Origin of the sequence: Pacificispira sp. (assembly GCF_965228185.1) — a bacterium.
Taxonomy (GTDB): Bacteria; Pseudomonadota; Alphaproteobacteria; order UBA8366; family Aestuariispiraceae; genus Pacificispira.
Map to the genome: position 1 here is coordinate 675614 of NZ_CBDDHE010000006.1, position 15535 is coordinate 691148.

The window sequence follows — 15535 nt, forward strand, 5'->3', positions numbered from 1 at the left end:
AGGCTACAGCCGGCGGGGGACGAAACGCGGAAGGCCTTCTTAGAAGGGTTCTTCCAGCTTCTTGGCCAGGTCTTCGATGTTGTCGGGCGGCCAATTGGTGATTTCCATGCCGAGCGACAGGCCCATCTGACCGAGAACTTCCTTGATCTCGTTCAGCGACTTGCGGCCGAAGTTCGGCGTGCGCAGCATTTCGGATTCCGTCTTCTGAACCAGATCGCCGATATAGACGATGTTGTCGTTCTTCAGGCAGTTGGCCGAGCGGACGGACAGTTCCAGTTCGTCCACCTTGCGCAGCAGGTTCTTGTTGAACGGCAGTTCCGACGGGCGGTCTTCCTCGGTGCGGACTTCCGGCTCTTCGAAATTGATAAATATCTGGAGCTGGTCCTGCAGGACGCGGGCGGCGAGCGCCACGGCGTCTTCCGGGGTCACGGCACCGTTGGTTTCCAGGGCCATGGACAGCTTGTCATAGTCCGTGACCTGGCCGACGCGGGTGTTTTCCACCTTGTAGGAGACCTTGCGGACCGGGCTGAAGACCGAGTCGACCGGGATCAGGCCGATCGGCGCGTCTTCCGGGCGGTTCTGAGTCGCCGGGACATAGCCCATGCCGTTGTCGACCGTGAATTCGATGTTCAGCTTCGCGCCGCTGTCCAGCGTGCACAGGACCAGATCCGGGTTCATGACTTCGATGTCATGGCCGGTTTCGATCATGCCGGCGGTCGCTTCGCACGGACCTTCGCAGGACAGGCGCATCTTCTTCGGGCCTTCGCCGTGCATGCGCAGGGCCAGGGCCTTCACGTTCAGGACGATGTCGGTGACGTCTTCGCGGACACCCGGGATCGACGAGAATTCGTGCAGCACGCCGTCGATCTGGATCGAGGTCACGGCCGCGCCCTGCAGAGAGCTCAGCAGTACCCGGCGCAGCGCGTTGCCCAGCGTCAGGCCGAAACCACGCTCCAGCGGCTCGGCGACGACATTGGCGATGCGGCGCGGATCGTAGCCGGGGCTGACTTCCAGCTTCTTCGGCTTAATCAGGGCCTGCCAGTTTTTCTGGGCGTTCGCGGCAATATCACTCATTTGGTTCTCGCCTCATAGCTTAAGTAAGCGTGGGACCGGGCGAAGAAAACGGCGCTGAATGGCGCCGTCCGCCTTGGTCGCTGGCGGCGGGCCGTCGGTGAAACCGGACGGCCGCCCCGAGAAATCGGTCAGACCCGACGGCGTTTGCGCGGACGGCAGCCGTTATGCGGGATCGGCGTCACGTCGCGGATCGCGGTGATCTGGAAGCCGACGGACTGCAGCGCGCGCAGGGCCGATTCACGTCCCGAACCCGGACCCTTGACGTTGACTTCCAGCGTCTTCACGCCGTGATCCTGAGCCTTCGCACCGGCTTCTTCGGCGGCCATCTGCGCCGCGAACGGCGTCGACTTACGGCTGCCCTTGAAGCCCTTAGAACCGGCGGAGGACCAGGAGATCGCATTCCCCTGGACGTCGGTAATGGTGATCATCGTGTTGTTGAACGTGGAATTCACATGGGCGATGCCCGACGCGATATTCTTCCGTTCCTTACGCTTGCGAACAGGAGCCTTAGCCATTGTCTCTTTCGTCCTTCGTCTTGCCGCGCGAATCGATGCCGCGCGCCGGACCGCCCGTCACGGGCGGTCGGAATTACTTCTTCTTACCGGCGATCGCCTTGGCCGGGCCCTTGCGGGTGCGCGCGTTGGTGTGCGTGCGCTGACCACGGACCGGCAGGCCCTTGCGGTGACGCAGACCACGGTAGCACCCGAGGTCCATCAGACGCTTGATGTTCATCGCGACTTCGCGGCGCAGGTCGCCTTCGACCGTATGGTCGCGGTCGATGACTTCGCGAATGCGAGCCAGCTCGTCTTCACCCAGCTCGTTCACGCGCGTCGTCGGCTCGACGTTGCACGCGGCCAGGATTTCCTGGGATTTGGTGCGACCGATCCCCGTGATGTAGGTCAGCGCGACCAGCACCCGCTTATTGGTCGGAATGTTAACGCCGGCGATACGTGCCACGTCGCGTACTCCTTCAAACGTGTTTAGGAGACGTCATTGACGCCTCCGTCCATCGATCCATCTCGTTCCGGTCGGATCGGCTTCGCCTCGGAATATCCTCTGGGACATCCCCATGCGGCTCAATCGACCCGTAACTGGGATTGGTATTGAAGCGCCAACCCCGAAGTCGCTTATTTTTCAAGCGCTTCCGCTTGCTCCACCCTGCGAAGCGCGCGGAGTATAGGCAAAAGCGCCTGCTTGTCAACGCAGCAGAAGCCGGAAAATGCCCGGTTTCTGTGTTTTTTCCGACGATGCGGCGCTGCCGGGCGATTCAGCCCAGCGCGCCTTCGATCTGCCGGGTTACTTCGTCGATTTCGGCCATGCCGTCGACCTTCTTCAGCATCCCCTTGTCCCGATAGTAGGGCAGGATGGGGGCCGTCTGATCGTGATAGGCGGCAAGGCGCGAGGTGACGGTTTCGGCATTGTCGTCGGCGCGGCGCTTGAACTCGGTCGAACCGCACTTGTCGCACGTGCCGTCCGTGGCCGGCTTCTGGAAGGAATCGTGATAGCCCTGACCGCATTTGGCGCAGGTATAGCGTCCCGTAATGCGTTCCGTCAGGGCCGCGTCGTCGACTTCCATTTCGATTACGGCATGCAGTTGCATGCCCTTGTCCGACAGCATCGCGTCCAGCGCCTCGGCCTGGGCCACGGTGCGCGGGAATCCGTCGAGGATGAAGCCGTTCTTGCAGTCCGGCTGATCGATCCGGTTGGCGATGATCCCGATGACCAGTTCATCCGACACCAACTGCCCGGCTTCCATGACCGCCTTGGCTTCCTTGCCGAGCGGGCTGCCGCTCTGCACTTCGGCGCGCAGCATGTCGCCGGTCGAAAGCTGGACCAGGCCGCGCGATTCTTCGAGTCGCTTCGCCTGGGTTCCTTTACCGGCGCCCGGCGGGCCGAGCAGAATGATGTTCATCGCTTCTTCCCCCTCAATTTGGCCTTCTTGATCAGCCCTTCATACTGGTGGGCGATCAGATGGCTCTGAATCTGCGTAACGGTGTCCATCGTGACGGTGACAACGATCAAGAGCGTCGTGCCGCCGAGATAGAACGGGACCGCGAACTGGCTGATCAACAGTTCCGGCAACAGACAGACCAGGGCCAGATAGGCCGCCCCGACGACCGTCAACCGCGTCAGCACATAATCCAGATAGTCGGCCGTGTTCTTGCCGGGACGGATGCCGGGCACGAAGCCGCCATTGCGCTTCAGATTGTCCGCCGTGTCCTGCGGATTGAAGACGACCGCCGTGTAGAAGAAGGCAAAGAAGACGATCATGCCGATATACATCGCCAGATACATCGGCTGGCCGCGCCCCAGATAGGACGAGATTTCGGCCAACAGGCCACCATCGGCGCCACCCGGGCCGGAGAAGTTGGCGACCGTCAGCGGCATCAGCAGGATGGAGCTGGCGAAGATCGGCGGAATAACCCCGGCGGTATTGAGCTTCAACGGCAGGTGAGACGTATCCCCGCCATACATCTTGTTCCCCATCTGGCGCTTTGGATATTGCACCAGGATCCGGCGCTGGGCGCGTTCCACGAAGACGATGAAGACGATCACCGCCATCGCCAGCAGCAGGAAGCCGAGCAGGATCGGGGTCGACAGCTGACCGCTGCGGCCCAGTTCGAACGTGGCAGCCAGTGCGGCCGGGAATTCGGCAACGATGCCCGCGAAGATGATCAGGGAAATCCCGTTGCCGACGCCGCGCTGGGTAATCTGCTCGCCCAGCCACATCAGGAAGACGGTCCCGCCGACCAGGGTGATCACGGCGGTGGCGCGGAAGTACCAGCCCGGCTCGATCACCGCGCTGGACCCGGCGGAGGTATTGAGCCCCTCCAGGCCGACCGCGATCCCATAACCCTGCACCGCGGCCAGGACGACCGTCAGGTAGCGAGTATACTGGTTGATCTTCTTGCGGCCGCTTTCGCCTTCCTTCTTCAGCTGCTCCAGCGTCGGGAAGACGGCTGTCAGGAGCTGCATGATGATGGAGGCCGAGATATACGGCATGATGTTCAGCGCGAAGATCGCCATGCGGCCGATGGCACCGCCGGCGAAGGCGTTGACCATGTCCAGCACGCCGCCGCGCTGCTGTTCAAAAATGTCCGACAGGACCAGGGGATCGATGCCCGGCAGCGGGATATAGGTCCCGATGCGATAGACGATCAGCGCGCCCAGCGTAAACCAAAGCCGCTGTTTCAGTTCCGTCGCCTTGGCGATCGAGCCGAAATTGAAGTTCGCTGCCAGTTGTTCCGCGGCTGAAGCCATGGGTCCGTCCTGTCCTCAGGGCCAGGCTGGAAAGCTGCCCGGCCGATCTATCAAGGTTGGTGTTATATAGGAAACGCGCGGGAGGGGCGAAAGGACAGAATGTCGCCTGTCGCCCCTACCCGCGCGCTTAACTCTCCGACCCGTTCCGGCCGGTCACGCGATTACTCGCCGGCCAGGCGGGCGGCACGCTTCGCGGCCGCTTCCTTGCGGCGGGCGACGCGCTTGCCTTCGACCTTTTCGACCGGTGCCGGCAGGGTCACCGAACCGCCGGCCTTCTCGACGGCTTCGACGGCAGCCTTGGAGGCGCCGGCGACCGAGAAGGCAACCTTGGCGGACAGTTCGCCCTTTGCCAGCAGGCGCACACCGTCGCGCACCCGGCTGATCACGCCCGCGGCCACCAGGGCCTCGCCGTCGACCGGCTTACCGGCGTCCAGCTTCTTCGCGTCGATCGCTTTCTGGACACGGCCCAGATTGACCTCGACGAAATCCTTGCGGGTCGGGTTATTGAAGCCGCGCTTCGGCAGGCGGCGGTACAGCGGCATTTGACCGCCTTCGAAGCCCGCGATCGACACGCCCGTCCGCGACTTCTGACCTTTCACGCCGCGGCCGCCGGTCTTGCCTTTGCCGGATCCGGCACCACGGCCGACTCGGGTGCGATCCTTGCGGGCACCGTCTTTGTCGGCGAGTTCGTTGAGTTTCATAGCACTCATCCTCAAACGATTGAGAGAAGCGGGAAGGCCGCCGGCTTAAGCCGCGGTTACTTCGACTCCTCGACGATTTCCACCATGTGATGGACCTTGCGGATCATCCCGCGAACCGCCGGGGTATCTTCCAGCGTGCGGACCCGGCCCATCTTGTTCAAACCCAGACCGATCAGCGTGTCGCGCTGCTCTTTCGGGCGGCGGATCGGGCTACCGGTCTGCCGAATGGTGACGGTTTTCTTATCAGCCATTGCTCAGGGCCTCCTGGGCGCTGTTGTCGACGCCGTCATCGCGGCGACCGACCAGCTCGGCAACCTTCAGACCGCGACGCGTCGCGACCATGCGCGGCGAGTTGCTGTTCTTCAGGCCGTCGAACGCGGCTTTGATCATGTTGTACGGGTTCGACGTGCCGACCGACTTCGCGACGACGTCCTGGACGCCAAGCGCCTCGAACACCGCACGGGTCGGACCGCCCGCGATGATACCCGTGCCCGGAGGGGCGGCACGCATCATGACCTTACCGGCGCCGAAGCGACCGCGAATGTCATGGTGCAGCGTGCGGCCTTCGCGCAGCGGGACGCGGATCATCGTCTTGCGGGCCTGGTCCGTCGCCTTGCGGATGGCTTCCGGCACTTCGCGCGCCTTCCCCGATCCGAAGCCGACGCGGCCACGGCCGTCACCGACGATTACCAACGCCGCGAAACCGAAGCGACGGCCACCCTTAACGACCTTGGCGACGCGATTGATCGCGACCAGCTTTTCGGTCAGTTCCGGTTCGTTGCTGTCGCGGTTGTCGCGGTTGTCGCGATCACGCCCGCGGCCACGGCCGCCCCGGTCTTCTCTGGGTCCTTGTGCCATATCAACGGCTCCCGACTTAGAAATTCAGACCGGATTCACGCGCGGCATCCGCCAGCGCCTTCACCCGGCCATGAAATTTGTACCCGCCGCGGTCGAAGACAACTGTCTCGACACCGGCATCCTTCGCCCGAGCGGCCAGCAGCTTGCCGACTTCGACCGCGGCTTCCACCGTGGCACCCGTCTTCAGCTTGCCTTTCAGGTCCTTGTCGACCGACGAGGCGGCTGCCAGCGTACGGCCGGCCCGATCGTCGATGATCTGGGCATAGATCTGCTTGGACGACCGGAACACCGAGAGGCGCGGACGGCCATTCGCCAGTTTGCGGACCTTGAACCGGGTCCGCTCCTTGCGACGCGCGAAAAGATCTTTCGTCTTGAGCATCTGTCCGGTTCCTTACTTCTTCTTGCCTTCCTTACGGAGGATGGTCTCCTCCGCGTATTTCACACCCTTGCCTTTGTAAGGCTCAGGCGGACGGAAGGCGCGAATTTCGCTCGCCACCTGGCCGACGCGCTGCTTCGAGGCGCCGGAGATCGCGATGATGTTGTTACGGTCGCCTTCGATCACGATCTTCAGATCCGACGGGATCGGATAGTTCACGTCGTGGCTGAAACCGAGCGCCAGTTTCAGGGTCGAGCCCTGGACCTGGGCGCGGTAACCGACGCCGTTCACTTCCAGCCGGCGGACGAAGCCTTCGTTCGCACCCTGGACCGCGTTCGCGATCAGCGCACGGGTCGTACCCCATGCCTGACGGGCACGCTTGGTCATCTTGACCGGCGTTACCTTGACCGCATTGTCTTCGATCGTGACCTCGACATTGTCGAGAATCTTAACGATCTGTTCGCCGTTCTTGCCCTTGGCCTTCACCGCACCGTCGGCAATCGAAACATCGACGCCAGTGGGGATCGCGACCGGATAGACACCTACTCGTGACATCGTTCGACCCTCCCGGTTAGAAGACGCGGCACAGGATCTCGCCGCCGACATTCGCTTCGCGGGCTTCGGCATCAGACATCACACCCTGCGGGGTGCTGAGAATCTGAATGCCCAGGCCGTTGTAGAAACGGGGCAGATCCTTGATTTTCGAATAGACGCGGCGGCCCGGCTTCGAGACGCGCATCATTTCACGGATGGCAGGTTCGCCATCGTGGTACTTCAGTTCGACGGACAGCTCACGGACGCCCGGACGGAGTTCCGTCTCGGAGTAGCCGCGGATGAACCCTTCGCGCTGCAGCACGTCCAGAACGCGGGCACGCATTTTGGACGCCGGCACCGGCACCACCGCCTTACGGGCGTGTTGGCCGTTGCGAATACGGGTCAGCATATCGCCGAGCGGATCGCTCATCGCCATGATTGGATCCTCCTCACCAGCTCGACTTGACCACGCCGGGGACCAGGCCAAGAGAGGCCATGTCGCGCAGCGCGATACGGGAGATACGGAACTTGCGGTAGAACGCACGCGGGCGACCGGTGATCTGGCACCGGTTGCGCACGCGGATCGGGCTGGCGTTCTTCGGCAGAGCGTCCAGCTTCATCACCGCAGAGAAGCGGTCTTCCGGCGGCAGTTCGCGGTCGTGAATCAGCGCCTTCAGGGCCGCACGCTTCTTCGCGTAGCGTTTGGCCAGCTTCCGGCGGTGTTCGTTCTTTTCGATGGCGCTTTTCTTAGCCATGTCTCGTCATTCCTCCGCCTTAGGCCTGGAACGGCATGTTGAACTTGGTGAGCAGGCTCTTGGCCTCCTCATTCGTCCCAGCCGTCGTGCAGATCACGATGTCCATGCCACGCAGTTCGTCGATCTGATCGTATTCGATCTCCGGGAAAACGATCTGTTCTTTCAGACCCATGGCATAGTTGCCATACCCGTCGAAGCTCTTGCTGTTCACGCCGCGGAAGTCGCGAACGCGCGGCAGCGCGATATTGATCAGACGATCCAGGAATTCCCACATGCGCTCACGGCGCAAGGTCACCTTGCAGCCGATCGCCATGTTGTCGCGGATCTTGAAGCTGGCAACAGACTTCTTCGCTTTCGTGGCCACCGGCTTTTGCCCGGTGATCCGCGCCAATTCAGCCATGGCGTTGGTCAGTTTTTTACGGTCTGCAACCGCTTCGCCGACGCCCATGTTGATGACGATCTTGTCCAGCCGCGGCACCTGCAGCGGGTTGTCATACCCGAATTCCTGCAGCAATTCGCTCTTGACCTTGTCGTCGTAGAGCTTCTTGAGCCGCGGGACGTAACGATCTTCAGCCATCGCTCGTATCCCTTACCTTCTTAAACCGTCGCCCACATCAGGCGTCGATGATTTCGCCGGATCGCTTGGCGACACGCACCTTGCGACCGTCCTCGAGAACCTTGAATCCGACGCGGGTCGGCTGACCGTTCTTCGGATCCTTGATCGCGATGTTCGACAACGCGATCGACGCTTCCTTGTCGACGATGCCGCCGGTGGAAGCTTGCGTCGGACGCGTATGGCGCTTGACCATATTCACGCCCTGGACCAGTGCACGGCCTTCCTTCGGGAGGACCTTCAGCACTTCGCCTTCTTTGCCCTTGTCGCGGCCGGTCAGGACCACGACGGTGTCGCCCTTTTTGATCTTCGCAGCCATGATCAGATCACCTCCGGCGCCAAAGACACGATTTTCATGAACTGCTTCGCACGCAGTTCACGCACGACCGGGCCGAAAATACGGGTGCCGATCGGCTCTTTCTGTTTGTTGATCAGCACGGCGGCGTTCGTGTCGAACTTAATCGTCGAACCGTCCGGACGGGCGATCTCTTTCGCGGTCCGCACGATGACGGCGCGGTGAACGGCGCCCTTCTTCACGCGGCCACGCGGAATGGCTTCCTTGACGGAGACGACGATGATGTCGCCCACCGACGCGAACCGGCGCTTGGAACCGCCGAGAACCTTGATGCACTGGACTTTCCGGGCCCCGGAATTGTCCGCGACATCGAGGGTGGTTTGCATCTGGATCATTGCACCTACTCCCGATCAGGCTGTGGCGTTAAGCGTCCGCGCCGGTGACCAATTCCCAAGACTTACGCTTGGAAATCGGGCGGCACTCGCGGATGCGGACGGTATCACCGACCTGCGCCGAGTTGCTTTCGTCATGCGCCATGAATTTCTTCGACAGGCGCACGAACTTACCGAAGACCGGGTGTTTTACCCGGCGTTCGACCTTGACCACAATGGTCTTGTCAGTCGCGTTGGAGACCACCGTCCCCTGCAGAATGCGTTTCGGCATTATCCGAACCTCCTAATGCGCGGCCGGATCAGGCCGTGGCCGCCGAGGCAGAGCCCCGACGATCGTTCAGCAGCGTCTTGATGCGCGCGATGTCGCGGCGCACCGTACGAACGCGTGCGGTATCTTCCAACTGGCCGGACGCAGCCTGGAAGCGCAGATTGAACTGCTCCTTCTGCAGCTCGGCGAGCTGGTCTTTCAATTCGTCGTCCGTCTTCGGACGCAGATCGGCGATCTTAGTCATGGCTTCGCTTCCTTACGCACCAATGCGGGTGACGATCTTGCACTTGATCGGCATTTTGGCCGCCGCCAGCTCGAAAGCTTCGGTGGCGACGTCGTTCGGCACACCGTCCATTTCGAACATCATACGGCCCGGCTTCACACGGCAGGCCCAGAATTCCGGAGAACCCTTACCCTTACCCATGCGGACTTCCGCCGGCTTGGCCGAGACCGGAACATCCGGGAAGATCCGGATCCAGACCTTGCCCTGACGCCGGATGCGACGCACCAGCGCACGGCGGGCCGCTTCGATCTGGCGAGCCGTGACCCGGCCCGGTTCCATGGCCTTGAGGCCGATGGAGCCGAAGTTCAGCGCCGTGCCGCCCTTGGCATTGCCATGGATCCGGCCCTTGTGCTGCTTGCGGAATTTCGTGCGCTTCGGTGACAGCATCGTTCTAACCCGTTTTCTCTCGGTTTGCGGCGATTAGCGCCGCGTAAACCCTTCGTTCCTTACAAACCCGACTTAGCGGTTTCCGCCGCCGGAGCCGCCCGTCGAGGACGCGCTGCCCTGCTGGTCGGCCGTACGCTTGTCCTGGGCATAGGGGTCGTGGGCCATGATCTCGCCTTTGAAGATCCAGACCTTCACGCCGCAGATGCCGTAGGTGGTTTCGGCTTCGGCAGTACCGTAGTCGATGTCGGCGCGCAGCGTATGCAGCGGCACGCGACCTTCGCGGTACCATTCCGTGCGCGCGATTTCCGCGCCGCCCAGACGGCCGCCGCAATTGATACGGATGCCTTCGGCGCCCATGCGCATGGCGTTCTGAACCGCACGCTTCATGGCGCGGCGGAACGCGACGCGGCGCTCAAGCTGCTGCGCGATATTCTCGGCGACCAGCTTGGCGTCCAGTTCCGGCTTGCGGATCTCAACGATGTTCAGGGCAACGTCGCCACCAAACTTCGTCGACAGATCGCGACGCAGCTTTTCGATATCCTGACCCTTGCGGCCAATCACGACGCCCGGACGGGCGGTGTGGATCGTGACGCGGGCGCGGCCGGCCGGACGTTCGATGACGACGCGGCTGATACCGGCGGCCTTCAGACGGTCCTGCAGGTATTCCCGCATGGCCACGTCCTTGTGCAGCAGATCGGCGTAATTCTTACCGGCGAACCAGCGGGAATCCCAGGTCCGGTTGATGCCGACGCGCAGGCCGATCGGATTGATTTTCTGGCCCATTATTCGGTCTCCTCGCGCTCGCGGACGACGATGGTCAGGTTCGAGAACGGCTTTTGGATCTTGCCGACGCGGCCACGGGCACGCGGACGGAAACGCTTCATGACGAAGGCCTTTCCGACATAGGCTTCCTTGACGTAGAGCCGGTCGACGTCGAGCTGATGATTGTTTTCAGCGTTCGCCACCGCCGATTCCAGCGCCTTCTTCACCGTGTCGGAGATCCGACGACGGCTGAAGGTCAGGTCGTTCAGCGCCGCGCCGACAGCCTTGCCGCGGATCATTGCCGCAACCAGGTTCAGCTTCTGAGGGCTGACCCGGATCGCGTTCACGACCGCGCGGGCTTCCGTGTCGGCCAGCGTGCGTTCTCTTGCCGCCTTACCCATCGTTACTTCCTCTTCGCCTTTTTATCGGCCGCGTGACCGTAATAGGTCCGGGTCGGCGCGAACTCGCCAAATTTGTGGCCGATCATCTGTTCGTTGACCATCACCGGCACGAACTTCTGACCGTTGTGGACGCCGAACGTCAGTCCGACGAACTGCGGCAGGATGGTGGACCGGCGGGACCAGGTCTTGATCACCTCCTTGCGGCCGGATTCGCGGGTCTTCTCCGCCTTCTTCAGAAGGCTGAGCTCCACGAAGGGACCTTTCCATACAGAGCGTGCCATGGTCTCTAACCCTTACTTCTTCGCGTGGCGGCGACGGATGATGTACTTGTCCGTCGACTTGTTGGAACGGGTGCGCTTGCCCTTGGTCGGCTTGCCCCACGGCGTCACCGGATGGCGACCGCCCGAGGTCCGGCCTTCACCACCGCCATGCGGGTGATCGACCGGGTTCATGACCACGCCGCGCACCGACGGACGCTTGCCCAGGTAGCGGCTACGGCCCGCTTTGCCCAGGTTGATGTTCTGCTGGTCCGGGTTCGACACCGCGCCGACCGTGGCAATACATTCGGCCCGCACGACGCGCAACTCGCCAGACGACAGCTTCAGCTGGGCATAGCCCTGATCGCGACCGACCAGCTGGGCATAAGTCCCGGCGGAACGCGCGATCTGGCCGCCCTTGCCCGGCTTCATCTCCACATTGTGGATGATGGTCCCGATCGGCATGTTGGCCATCGGCATCGCATTGCCCGGCTTCACGTCGACTTTCTGGCCGGCTTCGACCTTGTCGCCCGCTTTCAGACGCTGCGGCGCCAGGATGTAGCTCAGCTCGCCGTCTTCGTATTCGATCAGCGCAATGAAGGCCGTCCGGTTCGGATCGTATTCCAGGCGCTGAACCGTCGCGGACATATCCCGCTTCAGGCGCTTGAAATCGACGACGCGGTAGCGGCGCTTCGCCCCGCCGCCGCGGCGACGCTGGGTGATGCGACCGGTATTGTTACGGCCACCCTTCTTGGTCAGACCCTCGGTCAGGGACTTGACCGGCTCGCCCTTGTGCAGGTCCGAGCGGTCGACCAGAACCAGGCCACGCTGGCCCGGGGTGATCGGCTTGTAGCTCTTAAGCGCCATGGCTTAACTCCTCTATCGATCCCGTATCGGTCGCGGTCCGGCTCAGACGCCGGCGCCGACGTCGATCGAATGCCCTTCTTCCAGGCTCACGACGGCTTTCTTCCAATCGCTGCGCACGCCCATACGGCCGCGGAAACGCTTGGTCTTGCCCTTCACCACCGACGTGTTCACGGCTTTCACCTTCACGTCGAAGATCTTCTCGACAGCAGCCTTGATCTCCGGCTTGGACGCGTCTTTCGCGACCTTGAAGACCACGGCGTTATGTTCGCCGGCCAACGTCGCCTTCTCGGTAATCACCGGGGCGACGATGACGTCGTACATGCGCTCCATGCTGGGCGTCGACTTATTCAGAAATTTCCAGCTCATTTCAACCGGGCCTCCAGTCCTTCGACGGCCGCCTTGGTCAGAACCAGCGTGTCGCGGCGCAGGATGTCGTACACATTGGCGCCCTGGGTCGGCAGAACATCGATATTCGGGATGTTCCGAGCCGCCAGCGCGAAGTTGCGGTCCACTTCGGCACCGCCGACGATCAGCGCATTGGCCAGGCCCAGCGCGGTCAGCTGTGCCTTGACGGCCTTCGTCTTGGCTTCCGTCGCAATGGCGTCGTCCAGGACGATCAGCTTGCCGTCGGCCAGTTTGGACGACAGGGCGTGCTTCAGCGCCAGGGCGCGAACCTTCTTCGGCAGGTCGTGCGCATGATCGCGCGGGGTCGGACCGAAAGCCCGTCCGCCGCCACGGAACTGCGGCGCCTTACCGTTACCCTGACGGGCGCGGCCGGTGCCCTTCTGACGATAGATCTTCTGGCCGTTGCCATTGATCTCCGCACGGTTCTTGACCTTGTGGGTCCCCGCGCGGCGCTTCGCCAGTTGGTAATTGACCATGCGCGCCAGGATGTCCTTGCGCGGCTCCAGGCCGAAGACGTCATCGCTCAGGTCGATGTCGCCGGCGGCCTTGTTTTCGAGCGTGAGGATCTTGGTTTTCATAATGCCTTACCTCTTACGCGTCGTTCTTGTCGCCGTCAGCGTCGGCGGCCGGGGCCTCCGTCGTGTCGGCGGCAGTGGCTTCAGCGGCGGCCTCTTCGGCAGCGGCTTCGACCGGCGCTTGTTCGTCCGATTTGGCCGGCTTCAGCGAAGCCGGGGTCGGCAGTCCTTCCGGCAGCGCCTTCTTGACGGCGTCCTTCAGCAGGATCCAGGCGTTCTTCGAACCCGGGATGGCGCCCTTCACCAGGATCAGGCCGCGCTCGACATCGGTCGACACGACTTCCAGGTTCTGCTTCGTCACCTGGGACGCGCCCATGTGACCGGCCATCTTCTTGCCCTTGAACACCTTGCCCGGGTCCTGACACTGCCCGGTCGAGCCATGCGCGCGGTGCGAGACCGACACGCCGTGGCTGGCCCGCAGGCCGCCGAAATTGTGCCGCTTCATCGCACCGGCAAAGCCCTTACCGATGCTGATGCCCGTGGCGTCGACATACTGGCCGGTCACAAAGTGATCCGCCTGCAATTCATCGCCGGCCGCCAGCAGATTGTCCGGATCGACCCGGAATTCCGCCAGCTTGCGCTTCGGCTCAACTTTCGCCTTGGCGAAGTGGCCGCGCATGGCCTTGCTGGTATGTTTCACCTTACGCTTGCCCAGGCCCAGCTGCACCGCGGTGTAGCCGTCCGTTTCCTGGGTGCGCACACCCGTGACCTGGAGACCGTCCATCTGCAGAACGGTGACAGGCACATGCACGCCCTCATCGGTCCAGATGCGGGTCATGCCCAGTTTCTTCGCGATAACGCCGGTTCTCATCGGTCCAACCCCCGCGTCAGAGCTTGATCTCGACATCAACGCCGGCGGCGAGGTCGAGCTTCATCAGCGCGTCCACCGTCTGCGGAGTCGGATCGACGATGTCCAGAACGCGCTTATGCGTACGGACTTCGAACTGTTCACGGCTCTTCTTATCGATGTGCGGCGAGCGCAACACCGTGAACTTCTCAATGCGGGTCGGAAGCGGGATCGGTCCCCGGACTTCCGCGCCGGTCCGCTTCGCGGTGTTGCAGATCTCCTTGGTCGACTGGTCGAGGACCCGGTGATCGAACGCCTTCAGGCGGATGCGAATGTTCTGGCTTTCCATGCCGTTCACCCTCTGTCATCCCCGTCGTTCGGGCCGATTTCCGGCCACCCCGCTAGGGGAAGGATTGCGGCGGCCCCGGATATGAGGACCGCCGCTATGGAGTCTCTACTTACTCGATGATGGAGGCGACGACGCCGGCACCGACGGTGCGGCCGCCTTCACGGATGGCGAAGCGCAGGCCTTCGTCCATCGCGATCGGGGCGATCAGCTCGACATCCATCGAAATGTTGTCGCCCGGCATCACCATTTCCGTGCCTTCCGGCAGCGTCACCGTGCCCGTCACATCCGTCGTGCGGAAGTAGAACTGCGGACGGTAGTTGGTGAAGAACGGGGTATGACGACCGCCTTCTTCCTTCGTCAGAATGTAGGCTTCGCCCTTGAACTTCGTGTGCGGCGTGATCGAGCCCGGCTTCGCCAGAACCTGACCGCGCTCAACGTCGTCACGGCCGATGCCGCGCAGCAGCGCGCCGATGTTGTCGCCCGCTTCCCCGCTGTCCAGCAGCTTGCGGAACATCTCAACGCCCGTCACCGTCGTCTTCTGCGTCGTGCGGATACCGACAATCTCGATTTCCTCACCGACCTTCACGATACCCTGCTCAACGCGACCCGTCACAACCGTGCCACGACCCGAGATCGAGAACACGTCTTCGATCGGCATCAGGAACGGACGGTCCTTCGGACGCTCCGGCTGCGGGATGTAACGGTCGACTTCCGCCATCAGCTCAAGGATCTTCTCCTTGCCGATATTGTCGTCGCGGCCTTCCAGAGCGGCCAGCGCCGAACCCGCAACGATCGGAATGTCGTCGCCCGGGAAGTCGTACGAGCTCAGCAGCTCGCGCACTTCCATCTCGACCAGCTCCAGCAGCTCTTCGTCGTCAACCTGGTCAACCTTGTTCAGGAAAACCACAATCGCCGGAACGCCAACCTGACGCGCCAGAAGAATGTGCTCGCGCGTCTGCGGCATCGGGCCGTCCGCCGCGTTCACAACCAGGATCGCGCCGTCCATCTGTGCCGCGCCCGTGATCATGTTCTTCACATAGTCAGCGTGGCCGGGGCAGTCGACATGCGCGTAGTGACGCGCGTCCGTCTGATACTCAACGTGCGCCGTGTTGATCGTGATACCGCGCGCCTTCTCTTCCGGAGCCTTGTCGATGTTCGCGTAGTCCATGAACGTCGCGCCGCCCGTCTCCGCAAGCGTCTTCGTGATCGCCGCCGTCAGCGTCGTCTTGCCATGGTCAACGTGGCCAATCGTGCCAATGTTGCAGTGCGGTTTCGTACGCTCGAACTTTTCCTTCGCCATCTCTTCTCTCCATTCCACGTCGGCGCTTGGCCGAC

27 protein-coding genes are annotated in these 15535 nt (G+C 62.5%); all 27 read right to left on the reverse strand.

What is annotated here, in order from left to right:
* Window positions 1-39: 39 nt before the first annotated feature.
* Window positions 40-1074 carry a DNA-directed RNA polymerase subunit alpha gene (locus ACO06O_RS13845; protein WP_420419576.1) on the reverse strand — a complete coding sequence of 345 codons (1035 nt, stop codon included), beginning with the start codon at window positions 1072-1074 and terminating at the stop codon, window positions 40-42.
* Window positions 1075-1202: 128 nt separating this feature from the next.
* On the reverse strand, window positions 1203-1589 hold the full coding sequence (rpsK, locus tag ACO06O_RS13850; protein WP_420419575.1) for a 30S ribosomal protein S11: 387 nt from the start codon (window positions 1587-1589) through the stop codon (window positions 1203-1205).
* Between the two features lie 73 nt (window positions 1590-1662).
* Window positions 1663-2031, reverse strand: coding sequence for a 30S ribosomal protein S13 (gene rpsM / locus ACO06O_RS13855; RefSeq protein ID WP_420419574.1), 369 nt, complete (start codon window positions 2029-2031; stop codon window positions 1663-1665).
* Between the two features lie 310 nt (window positions 2032-2341).
* A complete protein-coding gene (locus tag ACO06O_RS13860; protein WP_421880786.1) occupies window positions 2342-2986 on the reverse strand; it encodes an adenylate kinase in 645 nt (214 codons plus the stop codon).
* A complete protein-coding gene (gene secY / locus ACO06O_RS13865) occupies window positions 2983-4335 on the reverse strand; it encodes a preprotein translocase subunit SecY (RefSeq protein WP_421880789.1) in 1353 nt (450 codons plus the stop codon). The genes ACO06O_RS13860 and secY overlap by 4 nt, the downstream gene beginning before the upstream one ends.
* A 161-nt stretch (window positions 4336-4496) precedes the next feature.
* Window positions 4497-5036, reverse strand: a complete 540-nt coding sequence (gene rplO / locus ACO06O_RS13870; RefSeq protein ID WP_420419571.1) for a 50S ribosomal protein L15 — start codon at window positions 5034-5036, stop codon at window positions 4497-4499.
* A gap of 56 nt (window positions 5037-5092) precedes the next feature.
* Complete coding sequence (gene rpmD, locus ACO06O_RS13875) at window positions 5093-5287, reverse strand: 50S ribosomal protein L30 (RefSeq protein WP_420419570.1); 195 nt, start codon at window positions 5285-5287, stop codon at window positions 5093-5095.
* Entirely contained in the window at window positions 5280-5894 is a 615-nt protein-coding gene (rpsE, locus tag ACO06O_RS13880; protein ID WP_420419569.1) for a 30S ribosomal protein S5, read from the reverse strand. The genes rpmD and rpsE overlap by 8 nt, the downstream gene beginning before the upstream one ends.
* A 16-nt stretch (window positions 5895-5910) precedes the next feature.
* Entirely contained in the window at window positions 5911-6273 is a 363-nt protein-coding gene (gene rplR / locus ACO06O_RS13885; protein ID WP_421880793.1) for a 50S ribosomal protein L18, read from the reverse strand.
* A 12-nt stretch (window positions 6274-6285) separates the two neighbouring features.
* Entirely contained in the window at window positions 6286-6825 is a 540-nt protein-coding gene (gene rplF / locus ACO06O_RS13890) for a 50S ribosomal protein L6 (protein WP_420419567.1), read from the reverse strand.
* Between the two features lie 16 nt (window positions 6826-6841).
* Window positions 6842-7240: a 30S ribosomal protein S8 gene (rpsH, locus tag ACO06O_RS13895; RefSeq protein WP_420419566.1), complete on the reverse strand. Its 399-nt coding sequence runs from the start codon at window positions 7238-7240 to the stop codon at window positions 6842-6844.
* 13 nt (window positions 7241-7253) lie between these two features.
* The gene (gene rpsN / locus ACO06O_RS13900; protein ID WP_420419565.1) at window positions 7254-7559 is read right to left on the reverse strand and encodes a 30S ribosomal protein S14; all 306 of its coding nucleotides are present in this window, start codon (window positions 7557-7559) and stop codon (window positions 7254-7256) included.
* Between the two features lie 19 nt (window positions 7560-7578).
* On the reverse strand, window positions 7579-8136 hold the full coding sequence (gene rplE / locus ACO06O_RS13905; RefSeq protein WP_421880797.1) for a 50S ribosomal protein L5: 558 nt from the start codon (window positions 8134-8136) through the stop codon (window positions 7579-7581).
* 37 nt (window positions 8137-8173) lie between these two features.
* Window positions 8174-8494, reverse strand: coding sequence for a 50S ribosomal protein L24 (gene rplX, locus ACO06O_RS13910; protein ID WP_420420474.1), 321 nt, complete (start codon window positions 8492-8494; stop codon window positions 8174-8176).
* Window positions 8494-8862 (reverse strand): 50S ribosomal protein L14, encoded by a 369-nt coding sequence (rplN, locus tag ACO06O_RS13915; RefSeq protein ID WP_420419563.1) that lies wholly within the window; start codon window positions 8860-8862, stop codon window positions 8494-8496. Before rplN ends, rplX begins: the two co-directional genes overlap by 1 nt.
* Window positions 8863-8890: 28 nt before the next feature.
* On the reverse strand, window positions 8891-9130 hold the full coding sequence (rpsQ, locus tag ACO06O_RS13920) for a 30S ribosomal protein S17 (protein ID WP_420419562.1): 240 nt from the start codon (window positions 9128-9130) through the stop codon (window positions 8891-8893).
* Window positions 9131-9158: 28 nt separating this feature from the next.
* Window positions 9159-9371 (reverse strand): 50S ribosomal protein L29, encoded by a 213-nt coding sequence (gene rpmC / locus ACO06O_RS13925; RefSeq protein WP_421880800.1) that lies wholly within the window; start codon window positions 9369-9371, stop codon window positions 9159-9161.
* Window positions 9372-9383: 12 nt separating this feature from the next.
* Window positions 9384-9797: a 50S ribosomal protein L16 gene (gene rplP, locus ACO06O_RS13930; protein WP_420419560.1), complete on the reverse strand. Its 414-nt coding sequence runs from the start codon at window positions 9795-9797 to the stop codon at window positions 9384-9386.
* Between the two features lie 72 nt (window positions 9798-9869).
* Window positions 9870-10580 carry a 30S ribosomal protein S3 gene (gene rpsC / locus ACO06O_RS13935; RefSeq protein WP_420419559.1) on the reverse strand — a complete coding sequence of 237 codons (711 nt, stop codon included), beginning with the start codon at window positions 10578-10580 and terminating at the stop codon, window positions 9870-9872.
* Window positions 10580-10960: a 50S ribosomal protein L22 gene (rplV, locus tag ACO06O_RS13940; RefSeq protein ID WP_420419558.1), complete on the reverse strand. Its 381-nt coding sequence runs from the start codon at window positions 10958-10960 to the stop codon at window positions 10580-10582. Before rplV ends, rpsC begins: the two co-directional genes overlap by 1 nt.
* A gap of 2 nt (window positions 10961-10962) precedes the next feature.
* Entirely contained in the window at window positions 10963-11241 is a 279-nt protein-coding gene (gene rpsS, locus ACO06O_RS13945; RefSeq protein WP_420419557.1) for a 30S ribosomal protein S19, read from the reverse strand.
* 12 nt (window positions 11242-11253) lie between these two features.
* The gene (rplB, locus tag ACO06O_RS13950) at window positions 11254-12084 is read right to left on the reverse strand and encodes a 50S ribosomal protein L2 (protein WP_420419556.1); all 831 of its coding nucleotides are present in this window, start codon (window positions 12082-12084) and stop codon (window positions 11254-11256) included.
* Between the two features lie 42 nt (window positions 12085-12126).
* Window positions 12127-12450 (reverse strand): 50S ribosomal protein L23, encoded by a 324-nt coding sequence (locus ACO06O_RS13955; protein WP_421880805.1) that lies wholly within the window; start codon window positions 12448-12450, stop codon window positions 12127-12129.
* Window positions 12447-13067 carry a 50S ribosomal protein L4 gene (rplD, locus tag ACO06O_RS13960; protein ID WP_420419554.1) on the reverse strand — a complete coding sequence of 207 codons (621 nt, stop codon included), beginning with the start codon at window positions 13065-13067 and terminating at the stop codon, window positions 12447-12449. The genes ACO06O_RS13955 and rplD overlap by 4 nt, the downstream gene beginning before the upstream one ends.
* A 13-nt stretch (window positions 13068-13080) precedes the next feature.
* Entirely contained in the window at window positions 13081-13875 is a 795-nt protein-coding gene (rplC, locus tag ACO06O_RS13965) for a 50S ribosomal protein L3 (protein WP_421880808.1), read from the reverse strand.
* 16 nt (window positions 13876-13891) lie between these two features.
* Entirely contained in the window at window positions 13892-14200 is a 309-nt protein-coding gene (gene rpsJ / locus ACO06O_RS13970; protein WP_169626973.1) for a 30S ribosomal protein S10, read from the reverse strand.
* Window positions 14201-14309: 109 nt separating this feature from the next.
* The gene (tuf, locus tag ACO06O_RS13975; protein ID WP_420419538.1) at window positions 14310-15500 is read right to left on the reverse strand and encodes an elongation factor Tu; all 1191 of its coding nucleotides are present in this window, start codon (window positions 15498-15500) and stop codon (window positions 14310-14312) included.
* Window positions 15501-15535: the final 35 nt, after the last annotated feature.